Source organism: Sphingobacterium sp. UBA2480, assembly GCF_002341965.1.
GTDB classification, from domain to species: domain Bacteria; phylum Bacteroidota; class Bacteroidia; order Sphingobacteriales; family Sphingobacteriaceae; genus Sphingobacterium; species Sphingobacterium multivorum.
Genome location: NZ_DDPA01000001.1, coordinates 421765 through 439062, shown reverse-complemented (window position 1 = coordinate 439062; position 17298 = coordinate 421765). Strand labels below are relative to the sequence as shown.

13 protein-coding genes are annotated in these 17298 nt (G+C 40.1%); 8 read left to right on the top strand and 5 right to left on the bottom strand.

The window, feature by feature from the left end; all coding sequences use genetic code 11:
* Window positions 1–88: 88 nt before the first annotated feature.
* The 4 genes from B3600_RS02045 to B3600_RS02030 all read right to left on the bottom strand — a co-directional run bounded on the left by B3600_RS02045 (window position 89) and on the right by B3600_RS02030 (window position 3567).
* A complete protein-coding gene (locus B3600_RS02045) occupies window positions 89–529 on the bottom strand; it encodes a carboxymuconolactone decarboxylase family protein (RefSeq protein ID WP_046673345.1) in 441 nt (146 codons plus the stop codon).
* 124 nt (window positions 530–653) lie between these two features.
* Window positions 654–1019 (bottom strand): glyoxalase, encoded by a 366-nt coding sequence (locus B3600_RS02040; RefSeq protein ID WP_286751917.1) that lies wholly within the window; start codon window positions 1017–1019, stop codon window positions 654–656.
* Between the two features lie 22 nt (window positions 1020–1041).
* The gene (gene glsA, locus B3600_RS02035) at window positions 1042–2073 is read right to left on the bottom strand and encodes a glutaminase A (protein ID WP_286751916.1); all 1032 of its coding nucleotides are present in this window, start codon (window positions 2071–2073) and stop codon (window positions 1042–1044) included.
* A gap of 102 nt (window positions 2074–2175) precedes the next feature.
* Window positions 2176–3567 (bottom strand): hypothetical protein, encoded by a 1392-nt coding sequence (locus tag B3600_RS02030; RefSeq protein ID WP_286751915.1) that lies wholly within the window; start codon window positions 3565–3567, stop codon window positions 2176–2178.
* Window positions 3568–3887: 320 nt separating this feature from the next.
* On the opposite strand from B3600_RS02030, the gene B3600_RS02025 reads away from it, so the two are divergent.
* From B3600_RS02025 to B3600_RS02000, 6 genes are all read left to right on the top strand, one after another.
* A complete protein-coding gene (locus B3600_RS02025) occupies window positions 3888–5054 on the top strand; it encodes a porin (RefSeq protein ID WP_084823119.1) in 1167 nt (388 codons plus the stop codon).
* Between the two features lie 20 nt (window positions 5055–5074).
* Window positions 5075–6505, top strand: coding sequence for an anion permease (locus tag B3600_RS02020; protein WP_046673349.1), 1431 nt, complete (start codon window positions 5075–5077; stop codon window positions 6503–6505).
* Between the two features lie 16 nt (window positions 6506–6521).
* Window positions 6522–7178, top strand: a complete 657-nt coding sequence (locus B3600_RS02015) for a succinate dehydrogenase cytochrome b subunit (RefSeq protein WP_046673350.1) — start codon at window positions 6522–6524, stop codon at window positions 7176–7178.
* Between the two features lie 12 nt (window positions 7179–7190).
* Entirely contained in the window at window positions 7191–9107 is a 1917-nt protein-coding gene (locus tag B3600_RS02010; RefSeq protein ID WP_286751914.1) for a fumarate reductase/succinate dehydrogenase flavoprotein subunit, read from the top strand.
* 11 nt (window positions 9108–9118) lie between these two features.
* Window positions 9119–9868, top strand: a complete 750-nt coding sequence (locus B3600_RS02005; RefSeq protein ID WP_286751913.1) for a succinate dehydrogenase/fumarate reductase iron-sulfur subunit — start codon at window positions 9119–9121, stop codon at window positions 9866–9868.
* Window positions 9869–10071: 203 nt separating this feature from the next.
* The gene (locus B3600_RS02000) at window positions 10072–11013 is read left to right on the top strand and encodes a polysaccharide deacetylase family protein (RefSeq protein ID WP_286751912.1); all 942 of its coding nucleotides are present in this window, start codon (window positions 10072–10074) and stop codon (window positions 11011–11013) included.
* Here the strand turns inward: B3600_RS02000 and B3600_RS01995 are convergent.
* Window positions 11010–11390 carry a GNAT family N-acetyltransferase gene (locus B3600_RS01995; RefSeq protein ID WP_286751911.1) on the bottom strand — a complete coding sequence of 127 codons (381 nt, stop codon included), beginning with the start codon at window positions 11388–11390 and terminating at the stop codon, window positions 11010–11012. The two genes, B3600_RS02000 and B3600_RS01995, sit on opposite strands and share 4 nt — an antisense overlap.
* A gap of 491 nt (window positions 11391–11881) precedes the next feature.
* Here B3600_RS01995 and B3600_RS01990 point away from each other — a divergent pair, with 491 nt between their 5' ends.
* Together B3600_RS01990 and B3600_RS01985 are read left to right on the top strand one after the other, a co-directional pair.
* Window positions 11882–15097: a SusC/RagA family TonB-linked outer membrane protein gene (locus B3600_RS01990; protein WP_083295857.1), complete on the top strand. Its 3216-nt coding sequence runs from the start codon at window positions 11882–11884 to the stop codon at window positions 15095–15097.
* A 36-nt stretch (window positions 15098–15133) separates the two neighbouring features.
* Window positions 15134–17011, top strand: coding sequence for a RagB/SusD family nutrient uptake outer membrane protein (locus B3600_RS01985; protein WP_112374115.1), 1878 nt, complete (start codon window positions 15134–15136; stop codon window positions 17009–17011).
* Window positions 17012–17298 lie beyond the last annotated feature (287 nt).

Sequence of the window (17298 nt, the reverse complement as noted above, 5' to 3'; positions counted from 1 at the left end):
TTTTATTGGAAAAAACAGGAATATATTTAGCAATGAAAAAAGCCTCTTCCAATATTGAAAGAGGCTTTTTTGTAATCAAAGCGTAGCACTACTTTAATAGTTCTAAATGGGTGCTGATGCCAATTCTATTCCACGCATTTATAGTAATGATCGCCATAATAATCTGTGCAATCTCCTTTTCTTCAAATATTTCTTTTGCTTTTTGAAAAGTGCTTTCTGTCAAACCCTTTTGATGTATCAATGTGATCTCCTCTGTCATCTCCAACAAAATCTGTTCTTCCTTAGTGAATAGATCCGTTTCTCGCCATGCATTTAATAAAAATATCCGTTGTGGCGTTTCACCGTACTTCAGCGCATCCTTGGTGTGCATATCTAAGCAAAAGGCGCAACCATTGATCTGTGAAGCACGTATTTTTATGAGTTCCTTTTGAATTGGATTTAAAAAAATATCATTGAGATAGGTTTCCAATCCCATCATCGCCTTATAGGCCGTTGCATCTACTTTTGCAATATTCAATCGTGTGTTCATTGTTTTAAGTTTTGATAAGACAAAGTTGCGATTAGTATACGCTAAAAAAATTAAACTGGTTTAAGAATGGAAATTTTACGTATGAAGACAAGCCTCCATTCAATCGATATACAGCGATAGTAGCCTAGTTTGATACAATCAGGTAATAGTTGTCGGGGTCACGCAGGATAAATTGATCCATTAGCGAGTTCTCATTGTAATGTATATCTTTCTCTATGACTGCATTTAACAAAGTAGCGTTTTCGAAGATTTGCTGTAAATTGTCTACTCTAAAGAATAATATAAATCCATTCCCCGCATGTTTTTGATCCCGCATAGTACGGTGGTCGTGCTCACCCCATTTGTGTAAACAGAGAATGACAGTTCCGCCATCCGTGAGAATTTCAAATGTTTCGCCGCCATGTTGACTGGTACAGCCCAAAAGCTTTTGGTAGAATAGCGAGCTTTCGGAGACGCTCTTTACAGCAATTATTGGTTCTGTTCGTGTCATATGATTTTGAAAGGTTGAAAATCTAATTAAAGAGGCCGAGCGATTTCTCTTTTACCAAGTCCAATATCATGCGATATGCTGCAACAGAGTTGCCATGTTGATCCAATGCTGGACTGTAGGCCCCTATACCCATTTTATTCGGTACACTTACTGTGATTCCGCCACCAACGCCCGATTTACTTGGAAGTCCGACAGTTCTGGCATATTCGCCACTAAATTCGTACATCCCTGCAATGAGCATTTGTGATTGAACTAGCTGAGATAGATCTGGGTTATAGTATTGCTTATTTCCATCATAGCGCACGCAATGATGTGCAAAAAAGAAACCTATTTTAGCCAGATCCTCCGCAGTTATCTCAATGGAGCACTGCTTAAAATAATTATTGAGTTTGTCTTCACCTTCACCATCAATGAGTCCATTGTTGCGCATCAGGTAGAACATGCCTCTGTTTCGATTTCCAGTCTCCCGTTCCGAATGGTATACAGATCTACTGTAATCGATTTTTTCATTATTCGTTATAAAGCGAATCATATCCCTTATTTTAACAAAAGGTTCCTCACCTGTTCCTTTAATAAGCGATGTCGTTAAAATGGCGCCGGCGTTCATCATCGGATTGAGCGGTTTACCCGATGTTTCCAAATTCGCAAAATGATTGAAGGGTTTATCTGTTCCATAGTATCCCATTTTATTAAAAACAACTTCCTCGCCATTTTCCAATACAGCAACCATCAAGGAAACAATTTTTGAAATACTCTGAATTGTAAATCTTTGTTGTACATCTCCGATACTAACGATTGTTCCATCACTATTTACCACCGAAAGTGCGACAGATGCTGCATTGGCTTTACTTAATTCCGGGATGTAATCAGCCACTTTACCTTCTTTGAATGATTGCCTATTTTTATCCAATATTTTATCCAATAGTGCTTTATCAATGATCGCGCTCTTAGTACTGTGCTGGTTTTGAATGTTGTTTTGAGCAAACGATACAGTAATTGATCCGGAACATATCAAACCTATAATACAGGCTACCAACCTGACATTTTTTCTCATTTTTTCAGTATTTGTTTGTTCCAAAGATAGGGAACAGTGTATTAAAAGAAAAGAGGTGCCAAATAAGTAACATTTTAGCACCTCCATCTAGTAGGTCATCCTTTAGGATGCATTTGGAGCTGGATCAACATTCCAACCGGAAAGTATACCGCCATAGAAAAAGAAGGTGACGTAAAAATTCTTTTTGCTCACCTGATCAGTAACCAGGTATTTTTGAGTTACATCGTATGCATCTATTTTTTTATATTTTGATAATGCTATCGGGCTGGCAGCAGGGTTTTCTGAGCGTACCAAATCTTGTATCTTTTGGTTGATTAATTTCATAATACCTTCTTTTTTGAAAGGATTATTTTCGATTTTCACATGTGCCGAATGGGTTAAAGTTCCATTATTTTGCGCTTTTTTAGCTTTCGCAGCAGCTGTATAGTTTTTAAATTTTTCCCTTATCTGTGGATCTTTTAAGCTATGGATGGTAAAAATAGAAATTCCCTGCGCACCATTATTTAACGCCTCATCCATATCGGCAAATATTTCTTCATTATTTTTAGCCATCAATCCACAATATAGCGTCGTATTTGCTCCTTTATCGCGCACATTTTCTAATGTACAATCTCTAATAAAGCTTGGATCTTCTGTATAAAAATTGCTGTATACCATCGGAAAAACAACATCCAAATTCCACTTACCCCAATCTTGGCGCACCATACGAGAAGCCATTTTGGGAGTCGGAAATGGGGATGCAGCCATTGTTTTACCATGGGAGTGAACGATGTCTGCAATCATATTGGCGATATCGGTTATCTGATCGCAACGAAATTGGCGCCATTTTAGATCTTTCGATGGATCTTTTTGTGCTCTCGGATCATAACCATACTGTTTCTTGAACTTCGCTATTGCAATTGGATGGTAACCGTAATCCCAAGCTGGGTATTCACGATCTTGAACAATATTGTATTTAGGCCAAAGGGTTGTAGGGAGGACAACATCCACGTAGCGATTATAGTCAATAGAAATCCCCTCCAATCCCTCGACTTCACAATAGGATTCGATTTTTTTACGGATATACTCTTTTACTCCGGGCACAACAGGTGACAAGAATTTATAATAACCAACGTATGCAGTGGTATCTGCCAGACTTTTACCGTTTCGATTGACGCTGAACCAATCCGGATGTTCTTGGAGTATTTTATCCCTGTCATGTTCCAAGTTCATCGTCCAAAGCCACGCGATAACTTGGATGCCATATTTTTTTGCAATGGGAATTGCTACCCGATACTCGTCTGGACTGGCGGCATTTAACATTACGCCATCGATTCCCAAATAATTCATCTCACGGCAAATTGAATCAAAGTTTGTTTTGGCGTTGTAATCTAGCCAAGTCCAAAACATGGCGGGTTTTTCTTTGTCAGCAGCGTAGCTTGTGGTTATTGAAAAACCCTGAATGATCAGGAGAAGCAGGCAAATAAAACATGTCTTGATTAATTTTTCTTTCATAATATTTATCGATTCTAAAAATTGCATACCATAATTTACTCGCGAAGTTTTCAGTGAGTTCAATGGCTCCTTAAAAGATCAATCTGCGAATTTGAAAATTAGATTAGTTTAATGTTCGTCCGTGAAATTACACAAAAACATGGAATTTACACGACACCATTTTAGAATCGGACTGGTTTTCTTACAGTTATTAAATTATATTAAAATAACAAAACATTTTCTAATGTTATCTGTTGTTACTACAATACCAAATCGAAGAAGTAACATTATTAACAACGAAAAGTAGGCCGGGCTACTCGCTAAGGCCAAATTGTTTTGATATGAAGAAACATTACATTCCACTCCTTATTGCGTGCTCACTATTGAATAACCTGGCCAAGGGGCAAGAAGTAGGGACCGAACAACAAAGCAAAGTAGATTCTGTAAAACTAACCAAGGATGATACGATTTATCCCAAGCTTCAGGTAAAAGGTTTATTTCAGGCCAGATACCTTGTGAGTGGCACAAAAGATGTAGACGTTAATGGACTGCATCACAGTGATGGTTCTGGTACGGACAACAATTTTATGGTGAAGTATATGCGCGTTCAGATGCGTGCTCAAATTAGCAAACGCACAGAGGTGGCAGTTTTGGCAAATCTCGCGGATTTTAAAAGCGATCCGAAAACAAAAGTTCTTGAGAATGCTTATTTGAAATATACATTTAGTCCCAAATTGGCGATCACAGTAGGCCAATTCCGTCCCTGGTTTGGTATTGAAGAGACCTATCCGATTGATATTATCAAATCATTGGATTGGTCCAATCAATATCTTGAGTTTGGCAAACTCGGCTGGGCAAGCTTTCAGATCGGCGTGGCAGCGACAGGCGAGACCACGCTTGGGGAAATGCCTTTTAGCTACTCGTTATCCGTGGTAAATGGAAATGGGAAAAATCAGGTAGTCGATAACGACAATGGCAAACAATATGCTACGCGTCTTGTCTTTGGCCTTTCGAAGAAGTATAGTGTTAACTTAGGGCTCAATGGGGGGATTGGCGAGGTTATGAAAAAACAGGTGCACGCATTGGGTGTTGATCTAACCGGAAACGTGAACTTTGGCAAGCGCTGGAATCTCGATATGCAGCTGGAAGCAAAACAGGCGATCAATCATAACCTGTATTATTCGTTGGACGAGAGTGCTCGTAGCTCCAAATTGAGCGATTACCTTGTACGGGGTATTTATTTTCTTCCAAACTTAAGATACGAAGTAAATTATTTCAACCTAAGCGCTTTCGAGCTATCTTGCCGATATGAATACATTGATCCTAATTATAAACTAAATGCAAATGGACGTCAAACATACACACCGATGTTTGGTCTAGAATTTTTAAAAAATTATGGTGCAAGGATTCAGCTTGGTCTCCAGTTAGACCGGTATAAAAAGCAGACCGAAAATACCAGTGAATTCAATAAGAATTTATTTATTATTCAAGTACAAAGTCGATTCTAATTTATTAAACCTCGCTTATTATGAAAGAAATCAGTATTAAAAATATTGCCATCACTTTTCTTGTGGCACTCATTTTATGGTTTATCCCAATACCGAAAGGAGTCAGCCCAGAAGCTTGGCATCTCTTTGCTATCTTCGCAGCAACTATTCTTGGGATTATTTTAAAAGCAGCGCCGATGGGTACCATGTGTATGATGGCTATAGCATTTACCGCGCTGACACAAGTGTTGGCCCCCGGAGATGCTGGTAAATCCATTACCAAAGCTTTGACCGGTTTTGGCGACAAAGTTATCTGGCTGATTGGTATCTCTTTCTTTATTGCTCGCGGTTTCATAAAAACCGGTCTTGGCAATCGGATTGCATTTCTTTTTATTCGTGTTTTTGGAAAAAGTTCGCTCGGGTTAGCCTATGGATTGGGACTGGCAGACGTCTGTTTAGCTCCAGCAATCCCGAGCAATACGGCTCGAGGTGGTGGTATTATCTATCCAATTATGAAATCCATGGCTATTAGTTTTGATTCCGTCCCCGATAAACCAGAGACACATCGGAAATTGGGATCCTATCTTACTTTAAATAGCTATTATATGAATCTAATAGCCTCTTCGATGTTTTTGACGGGGACGGCCAGTAATCCAATGTGTCAAAAGTTTGCTGCTAACCTGGGAATCGACATTACTTGGATGTCCTGGGCGATTGCAGGGTTCATACCTGGTATTGTCGCCTTTTTTGTGGTACCTCTTGTTCTTTACAAATTATATCCGCCTGAATTAAAAAAAACAGGGGATGCGCCGAAGATGGCTGCACAGAAACTAAAGGAGATGGGGCCTATTTCGAGGAATGAGTGGTTAATGCTTTTGGCATTCTTTATCTTATTGGCATTATGGATCTTTGGTGGATCCTTTTCAATTGATGCTACAACGACGGCTTTTATAGGTTTAACGCTACTGTTACTAACCTCTGTGTTGACCTGGGAGGATGTTAAAGCGGAGAAAGGAGCTTGGGATACGATTGTTTGGTTTGCTGTTTTGGTCATGATGGCCAGTTCATTAAACGAATTGGGATTCATCGGCTGGTTTAGTGATTTAATTAAAGTACAGATTGGTGATTTGAGCTGGCAAATAGCCTTTCCTGTTATCATTCTTGTTTACTTCTTTAGTCACTACATTTTCGCTAGCGCCACTGCCCATGTAGCAGCGATGTATGCCGCGTTGTTGGGTGTCGGTGTTTCTTTAGGCATTCCACCAATGCTGCTTGCGATGATGCTTGGATTTCTAGGCTCCATCTATGGTGTATTAACACATTATGGCCATGGCCCTGCACCGGTATTTTTCGGAAGTGGCTATGTTGATTTAAAATCATGGTGGTTGCGTGGATTGGAAATTGGAATCGTATTATTGGTGATTTACATGGGTGTTGGTGGATTGTGGATGAAGGTTATAGGTTATTATTAAAAATTAGGATCTTATTATGTTATCTACTTTGTCAAAAAAGATGCTCATGTGCCTGACTGGATTGTTTTTAGCGTTCTTTTTGCTGATTCATTTCCTAGGCAACTTACAGCTATTCTTGCCGCAGGAACAAGCACATTTACAATTTAATGCCTACTCACATTTTCTAGCTGGCAATATCTTGATCAAGATTATCTCTTATGTACTTTATGCCAGCATTATCCTTCATGCCTTGGATGGCCTTGTTATTACCTTAAAAAATAAAAAGGAGGGAGCTGTTTATAAATCGGATCATCGCGGAAGAGCAAGCAAATGGTATTCGCGTAATATGGGAATTTTAGGTACTATAATTCTCATCTTTTTAGTTATCCATTTTCAGAATTTTTGGTATGTATACAAATTTGGTGCAACCCCGCTTGATGAGCGGGGGAACAAGGATTTATATGTTTTGGTGATCGCTGTCTTCCAACAGTGGTGGTACGTCCTTATTTATGTATTATCTATGATAGCCTTGTGTTATCATCTTATTCACGGGATTCATAGCGCAATCCGAACCTTAGGATTATTTCATCCAAAATTTGTCAAATGGTTTAAGATCCTTGGCATTGGCTATTCGGTTATCATTAGTTTGGGCTTTGCCATGATGCCCATTTATATATTCTTTACAGTAAACTAAAGCGGATAAATCATGATATTAAATTCAAAAATACCAGAAGGGCCATTGGATGAAAAATGGACACGCTATAAGAAGACTGCCAAATTAGTTAATCCCGCCAATCGCAAAAAATTGGATGTTATCGTGATTGGTACAGGGTTGGCGGGTAGTTCTATTGCAGCCTCCCTTGGCGAGATGGGGTATCAGGTGAAATCATTTTGTTTTCAGGACAGTCCGCGACGGGCGCATTCCGTCGCAGCGCAGGGCGGTGTAAATGCGGCAAAGAACTATAAAAATGATGGAGATAGCGTTTACAGGATGTTTGTTGACACCTTAAAAGGAGGGGATTTCCGTGCACGTGAAGCAAATGTATACCGCATGGCAGAATGCTCACTTAATTTGATCGATCAAGCTGTAGCCCAAGGAGTTCCTTTTGGACGAGAATACGGCGGCTATTTAAATAATCGCTCTTTTGGCGGCGTACAGGTAAGTCGGACGTTCTATGCAAGAGGCCAAACCGGGCAGCAGCTTCTTTTGGGCGCCTACCAGGCACTTATGCGCCAGGTAGGAAAGGGAACCGTGCAACTTTTTACACGACATGAGATGCTTGATGTTGTTGTTATCGATGGAAAGGCACGTGGTGTTATCGTACGTAATCTAGATACGGGCGATATTGAACGGCATGCGGCCCATACAGTTGTATTAGCAACAGGAGGTTATGGTAAAATATATTACCTATCGACCTTGGCCATGGGATGTAACGGTTCGGCAATCTGGCGCGCACATAAAAAGGGCGCATTAATGGCTTCCCCGAGCTGGATTCAGATTCACCCGACGTCCTTACCACAATCGGGCAGTTATCAGTCTAAATTAACCTTAATGTCAGAGTCTTTGCGCAATGACGGAAGAATATGGGTCCCCATGAAGGAAGGTGAGACGCGAGAACCCAACGCTATTCCGGAGGAAGAACGAGATTACTATTTAGAACGACGGTATCCCGCATTTGGAAATCTTGCCCCACGGGATATTTCCTCTCGGGCGGCAAAGGAACGGATCGATGCCGGCTTTGGGATTGGTCCACTCAAAAATGCTGTTTATCTTGATTTTGCGAAGGCTATTAGCGAACAGGGGAAACAGAAAATACAGGAAAAATATGGTAATCTATTTGACATGTATGAAAAGATTACGGGATATGATGCTTATAGCGTACCGATGATGATTTCACCGTCTGCACACTTTTCCATGGGCGGTTTATGGGTCGATTATGAGTTGATGACGAGTCTGCCAGGTTTATTTGCGCTTGGCGAAGCTAATTTTGCGGACCATGGTGCAAACAGACTTGGGGCAAACTCACTGCTTCAGGCATCTGTCGATGGCTATTTTATCGGTCCCTATACGATTGCCAATTATTTGGCAAACGATATTCATACGGGGAAAATTTCCACAGATCATATTGCGTTTGAACGTGCTGAAGAGGATGTTAGAAAACAAATCGACGTATTTTTGAAAATCAAAGGCAGTAAAACTGTGGATTATTTCCATAAAACACTGGGCAAAATACTCTATGACTATTGTGGGCTGGCGCGTAATGAAAAAGGGCTTCGCTATGCTATTGAAGAAATTAGAAAGCTAAAACAAGAATTTTTCAAGGACGTTATTGTCAGCGGCGAGGCCGATACTTTAAATAGCGAACTGGAGAAAGCCGGACGCGTAGCAGACTATTTTGAGATTGGAGAACTGATGTGTTATGATGCATTGACGCGAAATGAATCCTGTGGAGCGCATTTTCGGGAAGAATATCAAACTGCAGACGGAGAGGCGCTACGTAACGATGCCGAATATCAATTTATTTCCGCTTGGTCATGGAAGGGAGAAAATGAAGAACCTGAGTTGGTCAAAGAACCGTTGACCTTTGAAGAAATACAACCAACTGTTAGGAGCTATAAATAAAATGAATGATTATGGATTTATATCTTAAAATATGGCGACAAAAGGATCGCAATGCTACAGGCAAATTAGTGACCTACACATTAACTGATCTCAATCCACATATGTCTTTTTTGGAAATGTTGGATACTTTAAATGAACAGTTGATAACAGAAGGAGACGAGCCCGTCGAGTTCGATCACGACTGTCGTGAAGGAATTTGCGGACAGTGCGGAATGATGATTAACGGCATTGCACATGGGCCCCTTAAACATACGACGACTTGCCAGTTACATTTACGTTCATTTAAAGACAAGGATACCATTACCATAGAACCTTTTCGTTCAGCCGCATTTCATATAAAAAAAGATCTGAAAGTGGATCGTTCCGCATTCGATCGAATTATTTCTTCCGGTGGATTTGTCTCTATCAATACGGGGCAGGCTCCAGATGCAACAGCCATTCCTATTTCTCATGAATTAGCTGAATCGGCATTTGACTCGGCAGCCTGTATAGGTTGTGGTGCTTGTGTGGCGACGTGCAAAAATGGCAGCGCGGCCCTTTTTACCTCAGCAAAGATCACCCATATGGCACTATTACCACAAGGAAAGGAAGAGCGTAGTCAACGGGTATTAAATATGATCAAACAAATGGATAAGGAGTCCTTCGGTCATTGTTCAAATACAGAAGCCTGCGAGGTAGAGTGTCCACAAGGTATATCAGTACTGAATATCGCACGTATGAATTTTGAGTATAACAAGGCACTATTTTTTAAAAAGAAATAAAGACCAACGGTCGAAAAAAGTGGCACGATAGTTTCTTATATCGGATTTATAATAAAAACTGAAGCCATAAAAAGAGCTATACCGGATTGTTGAAGATGACTCACCTTATCCCTGAAAGTAGGGATTTGTAAGATTTTATGGTTAATAAATAGGTTTTTGTAGTAATTTTGAAAAAAGAAATTCATTAAGTTATAGCGATTGATATGAAGTGTAGTAGGTTGTTTGTGGTACTTTTCATTTGTAGTATAGTGTTTAGTGTAACCGCATGTAAGGATTTTTCAAACAAAGTCTTGGGAAAAGGCGAACTGAAGGACACACTTACGGAGAAATTGGTTGTTAAGGAAAAAATACCACATTTGTTGAATAGGTGGGATTCGCTTCAGAAAAATCAGATACACTTTACAGTAGATAGTCTACACCCTGTTCCGATCAAACAACAAAAACGTGAGCTAAAGGACTCCCTGCGGAAAGCATTTGATAAGCAACCAAAACATATTTATTTGACTTTTGATGATGGCCCATTAATTGGTAGTGCTTTTATTGATTCTATTGCGAAAGAAAAAAACATTAAAGTGAGTGTATTCTTGATTGGTAAACATGCAAATATGAGCAAAGGAAGAAAACGCGATCTTGCCCGTTATGAATCCAATCCGCTTATAGCCTGTTATAATCACAGCTATACCCACGCAAACAATCAATATTCAAGATTTTATAGTAACACCCAAAATGCTTTTGCTGATTTTGAAAAGAATGAAAAAGATCTCCATTTAAAACATAAAATTGTTCGGCTTCCAGGAAGGAATATTTGGATATATGATAATGTTCGTAAGATTGACCTTAAGAATGGATCCAGCACAGCCGATCTATTGCATAAGAACGGATATACAATTTATGGCTGGGATGTCGAGTGGCGGCTTAATAGCGTTACTGGTACGCCCATACAGAGCCAAGAGTCTACCTTGTCTCATATCCGAAATTATATGAACAACAAAAGCTCAATGGTACCTAATAATGTTGTTTTCTTAATGCATGATGATATGTTTCAAACGCGAAAAGGGCAGCAGGAGTTATCCACTTTAATTGATGCATTAAAAAAAGAAGGCTACCAGTTTGAATTGATGCAAGATTATCCGATTAAGTATTAGATAGGTTCGTCAGCTGTCATCTCATCAAAACCCATTTCTTTTGCAATCTGATGAGCACCAAGAATTAATTTACCGCCAATTCCCTGTCCTTGAAACTGAGGTAGCACAGCGACAGGAGCCAAGGCAAGAGAATCGGATGTTTTTTGATTCTCTTTATCGATAATCTTCACCTTTGTCAGGAGTATATAGCCTGCTATTTCTCCTTCAGCTTCAGCTACCATTGACAGTTGTGGTATAAATTCTGCTGTCTTTCTTAGTTTTTCTACTAAAATGTGCTCTTGATGATCGCTATACTGTTCGTTTTCAAAGGCGAGTCGGATCAGTTCGAATACAATCGTTGTGTCACTTGACTTTTCTGGCCTAATATTTACAGTCATAGTTTTTTTGTAGATACAACTATTTCTTCGCTATTAATAAAGCCGTTTTTGGCCCCATTATTTGTAGGTACATAGTTGTTTAGAAAAAATCAATTATAGATCTAATTATATAGGATAAATATGCGTATTAATATTTGAAAAATTGATAATATAGTTTCTAAATGATAAAAAGTACTTTTCTTCAGGACTTTCTATTTGCAGTGTTTTACTAGTTCTTTGATCTTGCGTTGAGTAGCAAAAGCGCTGGAAACAATTTTGAGAAAATGAATTTACAATTGATTTGTTTTTCAATAAAATATCTGATTACCAATCACTTAATAACAATAGTGTTAAATAGTGTAAAAATAACACTTGCAATGTATATTTATTTTCGTATTTTCATGTTAAATAAACAATTATAAATCGCCTCCAGTAGACACCTAAACCGATACGTCTTAGAGGTAAAAAAAATAACTAATTAAACACAAAATTTAAACAATTAAACAGTTTTTATGATTAACTGCCATTATTTCTCAAATCAATGGAAGAGAGCGTTTTGGACTGGATCATTGTGCTCATTAGTGGCCTTGAGTCCCCAAATCGTCGATGCTACAACCCTCGCAAGCTATGGGATTCTCTTCCAGCAGGAGCAAAGTGTTTCTGGAACGGTGCATGATGAATCTGGAATGCCAATTCCTGGAGTAACAGTTTCCGTCAATGGAACAAAGTTAGTAACTAAAACCGACGTTCAAGGTAGATACAAGTTAGACAAAGTGCCCGCAAGTGCGATTATTAATTTCCGGATGGTCGGCAAACAATCTATGGATGAAGCTGTAAAAGGAAGACAGACCATCGATATCACACTTCTTAATTCGGAATCGAATCTCGAAGAAGTCGTTGTTGTTGGTTACGGAAAGCAACGCAAAGAGACTGTCACCGGTGCCGTAGCCACTGTGAAGGGAAGCGATCTAGCACAATCACCGGCATTGAACGTTTCCAATGCATTAACAGGACGCGTCCCGGGCGTTACAGCAACCAACGGGAGCGCCGAGCCTGGCTACGATGGTTCCAATATCAAAATCCGGGGAACGAATACACTGGGTAATAGCAGTCCCTTAGTCGTTATTGATGGAGTTCCTGCGCGTGAAGGAGGAATTGATCGTATTAATCCCCGAGATATAGAAAATATCTCGGTTCTAAAAGATGCTTCTGCTGCTATTTATGGAGCCAGGGCAGCCAATGGGGTTATTCTCGTTACGACAAGAAGAGGAAAAACAGGAAAACCGCAGTTTTCTTATACGTTCAACCAAGGGTATTCCCAACCTACCGTTATTCCTAAATTAACAGATGCCTCCCAGTTTGCGGCAATTAGAAATGAACTCGAAATTTATAACCTCCCTGTTGAAGAATGGTCTGCTGCTTATACAGCGATCAACGAGAAAGGCAGTTACAATAAACAAGGTGGAGGAGTTTTGGATGCTCCGTTTAAACCAGAAGATATCCAAAAGTTCAAAGACGGATCAGATCCTTGGGGGCATCCCAATACTGACTGGTATAAAGCTACGCTAAAAAACTGGTCACCTCAACAGCGCCACAACCTCCAAATCAATGGCGGTACTGAGGATGTCAAGTATCTGATGTCTTTGGGGTATCAAAATCAGGATGCCTACTATAAAAATTCGGCTACAGGTTATAAACAGTATGACTTAAGGATCAATCTGGACGCCAATATAAGTCAGTATATCAAAACACAATTTGGTGTTTTAGGAAGACAGGAAAACCGAAATTTCCCCACCAAGAGTGCTGGCACGGTCTTTAGAATGCTGATGCGGGGAAATCCAACACAACCAGCAATATGGCCGAATGGAATGCCGGGACCAGATATCGAAAATGGCGAAAACCCCGTGGTAATTACGACCAATGCGACAGGTTACGATCACGATAAACGCTACTATTTTCAAACAAATGGTCAGGTTGAGATTACAAATCCCTGGATAGATGGTCTTAAATTAACGCTTAATGCCTCTGTCGACAAATATGTAAAAAATCAAAAAACATGGGTTACACCCTGGACTTTGTATTCTTGGCAGGGCGCTTATGAGGCCGATGGCAGCACACCACAACTGGTTCCTGGAAGACGTGGGCCTGCCGATCCAAATTTAAACCAAAGCAATGAAGATCAACTGAATATCTTACTTGGTGGAATCTTAAGCTTTGAGCGGAAATTTGGTGACCATCAGGTAAATGCTATAGCCGGTATCAACAGAGAAACAATTGATAATGATAAATTCAGCGCGTATCGTCGCTATTTTCTTTCAAATGCGATCGACTATCTTTTTGCCGGTGGAGAACAGGAAAAAAATAACGATGGATCTGCATGGAAAAGAGCGCGGCTAAATTACTTTGGGCGATTTGGCTATAATTATAAAAGCAAGTATATCGCAGAATTCCTTTGGCGTTATGACGGATCGTATATGTTCCCTGAAAGTGAACGGTTCGGTTTCTTTCCAGGTGCCATGGCGGGATGGGTCGTGTCGGAAGAGAATTTCTGGAAGGAAAATGTCCCTGTAATTAATTATTTCAAGATCCGTGCGTCATATGGCCAGATGGGTAATGACAACATCTACTATGATGATAAGTTACAAGAATATCAATATTTTTCAACCTATTCCTTTGGTACTTATATCGTCAATGATAAGCTAGCCAAAACCCTTTTTGAAAGCCGTGTTCCTAACGAGATGATTACTTGGGAGGTTGCCAATAACTATAATTTAGGGTTTGATTTTCAATTTTTACAAGGAAAGCTGAATTTCGAGTTTGATATTTTTAAAAATCGCCGTAATTCCATTCTGTGGAGAAAAAATGCATCAATACCACAAAGTACAGGGATGACATTACCGGCAGAAAATATTGGTAAAGTGGATAACAAGGGTTGGGAATTTAACTTAGGTTATCGTGGCAAGGTAGGAGATTTGGGGTACACGGTAGGTGTGAATGGTGGTTATGCTAAAAACAAAATTATCTTCTGGGATGAAGCCCCGGGCGCACCTGCATGGCAGCAAAGTACAGGTAAACCTATCAAAACGGATATTTATTATGTCTATGACGGCGTATTCCGTGACATGGAAGATATCGCCAACAATAAATTGGACTATAGTGCCATTACGAAAACTTTACGCCCTGGAGATATGAAATATAAAGATTTCAATGGTGACGGAAAGATTACCCCGGATGACAAAGTAAGGCGAGACAAGAATAGTGACCCAACATTTCAGGGAGGTTTCAATTTTAGTCTGACCTATAAGGATTTTGACTTATCGGTACTATTTCAAGGAGCTACAGGAGGAGAGATACGTGTAGGAACAGATGAATCTGGATCTATCGGAAATTTTGTGGAAGAATTCTATGATAAACGCTGGAGCATCAGTAACCCAAGTAGCGTTTATCCACGTTTGACAGACCGTGGCAATCAATATTATTCTTATAACAATACCTATTGGATGCGGAGCACCGATTATTTGCGGCTTAAAAATGTAGAAATAGGATATAATCTGGCCTCAAGCATTTGTAGTAAAATTGGCATTGGTTCTTTACGGCTATATGCAAATGGCATGAACTTAATGACGTGGAGTAAGATCAAAATGTATGACCCAGAAGCCGTTAATGCATTAGGGCAATATTATCCACAGGCAAGATTGATTAATTTTGGCGCATTATTATCGTTCTAACCAACTGTCATATTAAGAACTTAACGAAGAATAAAAATGAAAAAAATTAAGAATATATCACTTATACTACTTGTACTTTCTGCATCATTACAAGCTTGCAATGATGATTTTGTGAGCACGAAGCCACTCAGTGAAGTTCCACAGGAGATCGTTTGGTCGGATGCTGGTTTGTCTGAGGCTTTCGTGACAGAAATCTATAACGGTTTTGGAGTAGGAGGCTTTTATGAGCAAGAAATGGCATCCATGACCGACGAAGCCTTATTTACACACCCTAATCGGGGCATAAATACCGTGACCGAATCTCGATCAAATCCAGCTGATCAAGGCTATATTATGGATACTTACGAATACGGTCGCATGTATACGCGCATCCGGGCAACTAACATTGCCATCTCCAATTTGAGTGCACCCAAGTTTGACAAAGCAAAAGCCGATAAGCTGTTAGGCGAAGCCTATTTCCTGCGTGGGTATTATTATCAACAGCTCTTACGCTTTTATGGTGGCATCCCCATCGATAATAAGATATATACATTGAACGATAAAGACTATATGGTTCCGAGGAATAGCTATGAGGAGTGTGTCAATGCCATCGTGAAAGATCTAGACAGCGCAGCTCTTTTGTTAAAGGGCAGTTCATCAACAAAGGGACGTGCAAATGAAACTGCAGTATTGGCCTTAAAATCAAGGGTATTACTCTATGCTGCCAGCGATCTCCACGATGCGGGTAAAGCCAAAGCAAAATCAACATTATTGGCAGGGTATAAGAATCCAGAATATCTAATGTACACGAGTGGCAATCAGGTGGAGCGTTGGACAAAAGCAAAAGCCGCAGCAAAAGCCGTACTGGATCATACAGAATTCGCCTATAAGTTAGACCTAACTCAACCCGCTTCGCCTAATGAGGGTACTGCCAACTATATGGCCGTATCGTTAGGAGGGGGGAGCAAGACAGTTGATTTTACAGCAGGAAAAGATATTATTCTGGGGAGATTCTTTATTGACGAAAAGGACGAACGTGGTGGCTGGGTAGGGCGAGACAACGGTCCAAATGGCTATCATAACTGGGCCGGAAATACACCGATACAACTCTTGGTAGACGACTACGAGACTATTGATGGCCAAAAATTCAGTTGGTCAAATCCTACTATGGCAGCCAGCCCTTATCAAAATCGTGACCCACGTTTAAAGGCAACAATTTTATACGACGGTGCGGATTGGAAACCTAGGACAGCCGATGTCGCGGAAAGAGATAAGGCGAATCAAATCCAAACAGGTCAATACGAAATAATGAATGCCAAAGGACAAAAAGTTATCCAATTTGGCCTTGACACAAGAAAAAGCCCGATTGAAGATTGGAATGGTTCACGGACAGGATATTATATTCGTAAATTTACAGATCCGGACCCTACAATGCAGGATCAAAACACAAGACAGCGCATTCCCTGGCCAATGTTTCGCTATACAGAGGCGATATTGAACTATGTAGAAGCATGTCTTGAATTAGGAGAAGAGAATGAAGCTAAAACATGGTTAAACAAAATCCGCTTTAGAGCTGGAATGCCTGCAATTCCAACCGCCGAAACCGGAGCGGCTCTAAAAGCACGTTATAGAAACGAGCGCCGCATTGAATTAGCCTACGAGGAGCATCGCTTCTTTGACGCGCGACGCTGGATGATAGCCGCGGAAACTATAGGTCGTAAAGCAAATATTATAAACATCACGGGAACCCTTAAGGCGGGTAAAAATGTAACTCTTTATCAATATAATCCCGATAACTATACCTATACCTATACGGTATCCAATATTGATCCAGGTATCGAAAATAGGAACTGGGATGACAAGATGTACTACACGTCTTTACATCGAGATGAGGTTAATCGAAATACGAAATTGATCCAAAATCCAGGTTACTAGTATTTAAAGAAGCTGTCCAAATGTGCAGTGCCCCCAGAAAATGTCTAACTTTTTGGGGGCACTGCATTTTTTTGGACAGCTTTTTTTGCGGCTAATTTTTATACGTTTTGAATAGGTCCAATTTTAGTAACTATGCTGTATTGATAAGCGACAGGAATAAGTTTCAGTATATGCTGCTAGTGGCGGCAATATGCCTTAGATACCTATTGTGTTCTTACCTGCTTCGGACAAGCTTCGGAGCTCACCAGATAAGGATTAGCTATTGGCCAGTTCCTGACCAGTATTTT

Excerpts from the sequence above, each read along its gene's own strand:
- B3600_RS02045 (WP_046673345.1), bottom strand. The coding sequence starts at position 529 with ATGAACACACGATTGAATATTGCAAAAGTAGATGCAACGGCCTATAAG.
- B3600_RS02040 (WP_286751917.1), bottom strand. The coding sequence starts at position 1,019 with ATGACACGAACAGAACCAATAATTGCTGTAAAGAGCGTCTCCGAAAGC.
- glsA (WP_286751916.1), bottom strand. The coding sequence starts at position 2,073 with ATGAGAAAAAATGTCAGGTTGGTAGCCTGTATTATAGGTTTGATATGT.
- B3600_RS02030 (WP_286751915.1), bottom strand. The coding sequence starts at position 3,567 with ATGAAAGAAAAATTAATCAAGACATGTTTTATTTGCCTGCTTCTCCTG.
- B3600_RS02025 (WP_084823119.1), top strand. The coding sequence starts at position 3,888 with ATGAAGAAACATTACATTCCACTCCTTATTGCGTGCTCACTATTGAAT.
- B3600_RS02020 (WP_046673349.1), top strand. The coding sequence starts at position 5,075 with ATGAAAGAAATCAGTATTAAAAATATTGCCATCACTTTTCTTGTGGCA.
- B3600_RS02015 (WP_046673350.1), top strand. The coding sequence starts at position 6,522 with ATGTTATCTACTTTGTCAAAAAAGATGCTCATGTGCCTGACTGGATTG.
- B3600_RS02010 (WP_286751914.1), top strand. The coding sequence starts at position 7,191 with ATGATATTAAATTCAAAAATACCAGAAGGGCCATTGGATGAAAAATGG.
- B3600_RS02005 (WP_286751913.1), top strand. The coding sequence starts at position 9,119 with ATGGATTTATATCTTAAAATATGGCGACAAAAGGATCGCAATGCTACA.
- B3600_RS02000 (WP_286751912.1), top strand. The coding sequence starts at position 10,072 with ATGAAGTGTAGTAGGTTGTTTGTGGTACTTTTCATTTGTAGTATAGTG.
- B3600_RS01995 (WP_286751911.1), bottom strand. The coding sequence starts at position 11,390 with ATGACTGTAAATATTAGGCCAGAAAAGTCAAGTGACACAACGATTGTA.
- B3600_RS01990 (WP_083295857.1), top strand. The coding sequence starts at position 11,882 with ATGATTAACTGCCATTATTTCTCAAATCAATGGAAGAGAGCGTTTTGG.
- B3600_RS01985 (WP_112374115.1), top strand. The coding sequence starts at position 15,134 with ATGAAAAAAATTAAGAATATATCACTTATACTACTTGTACTTTCTGCA.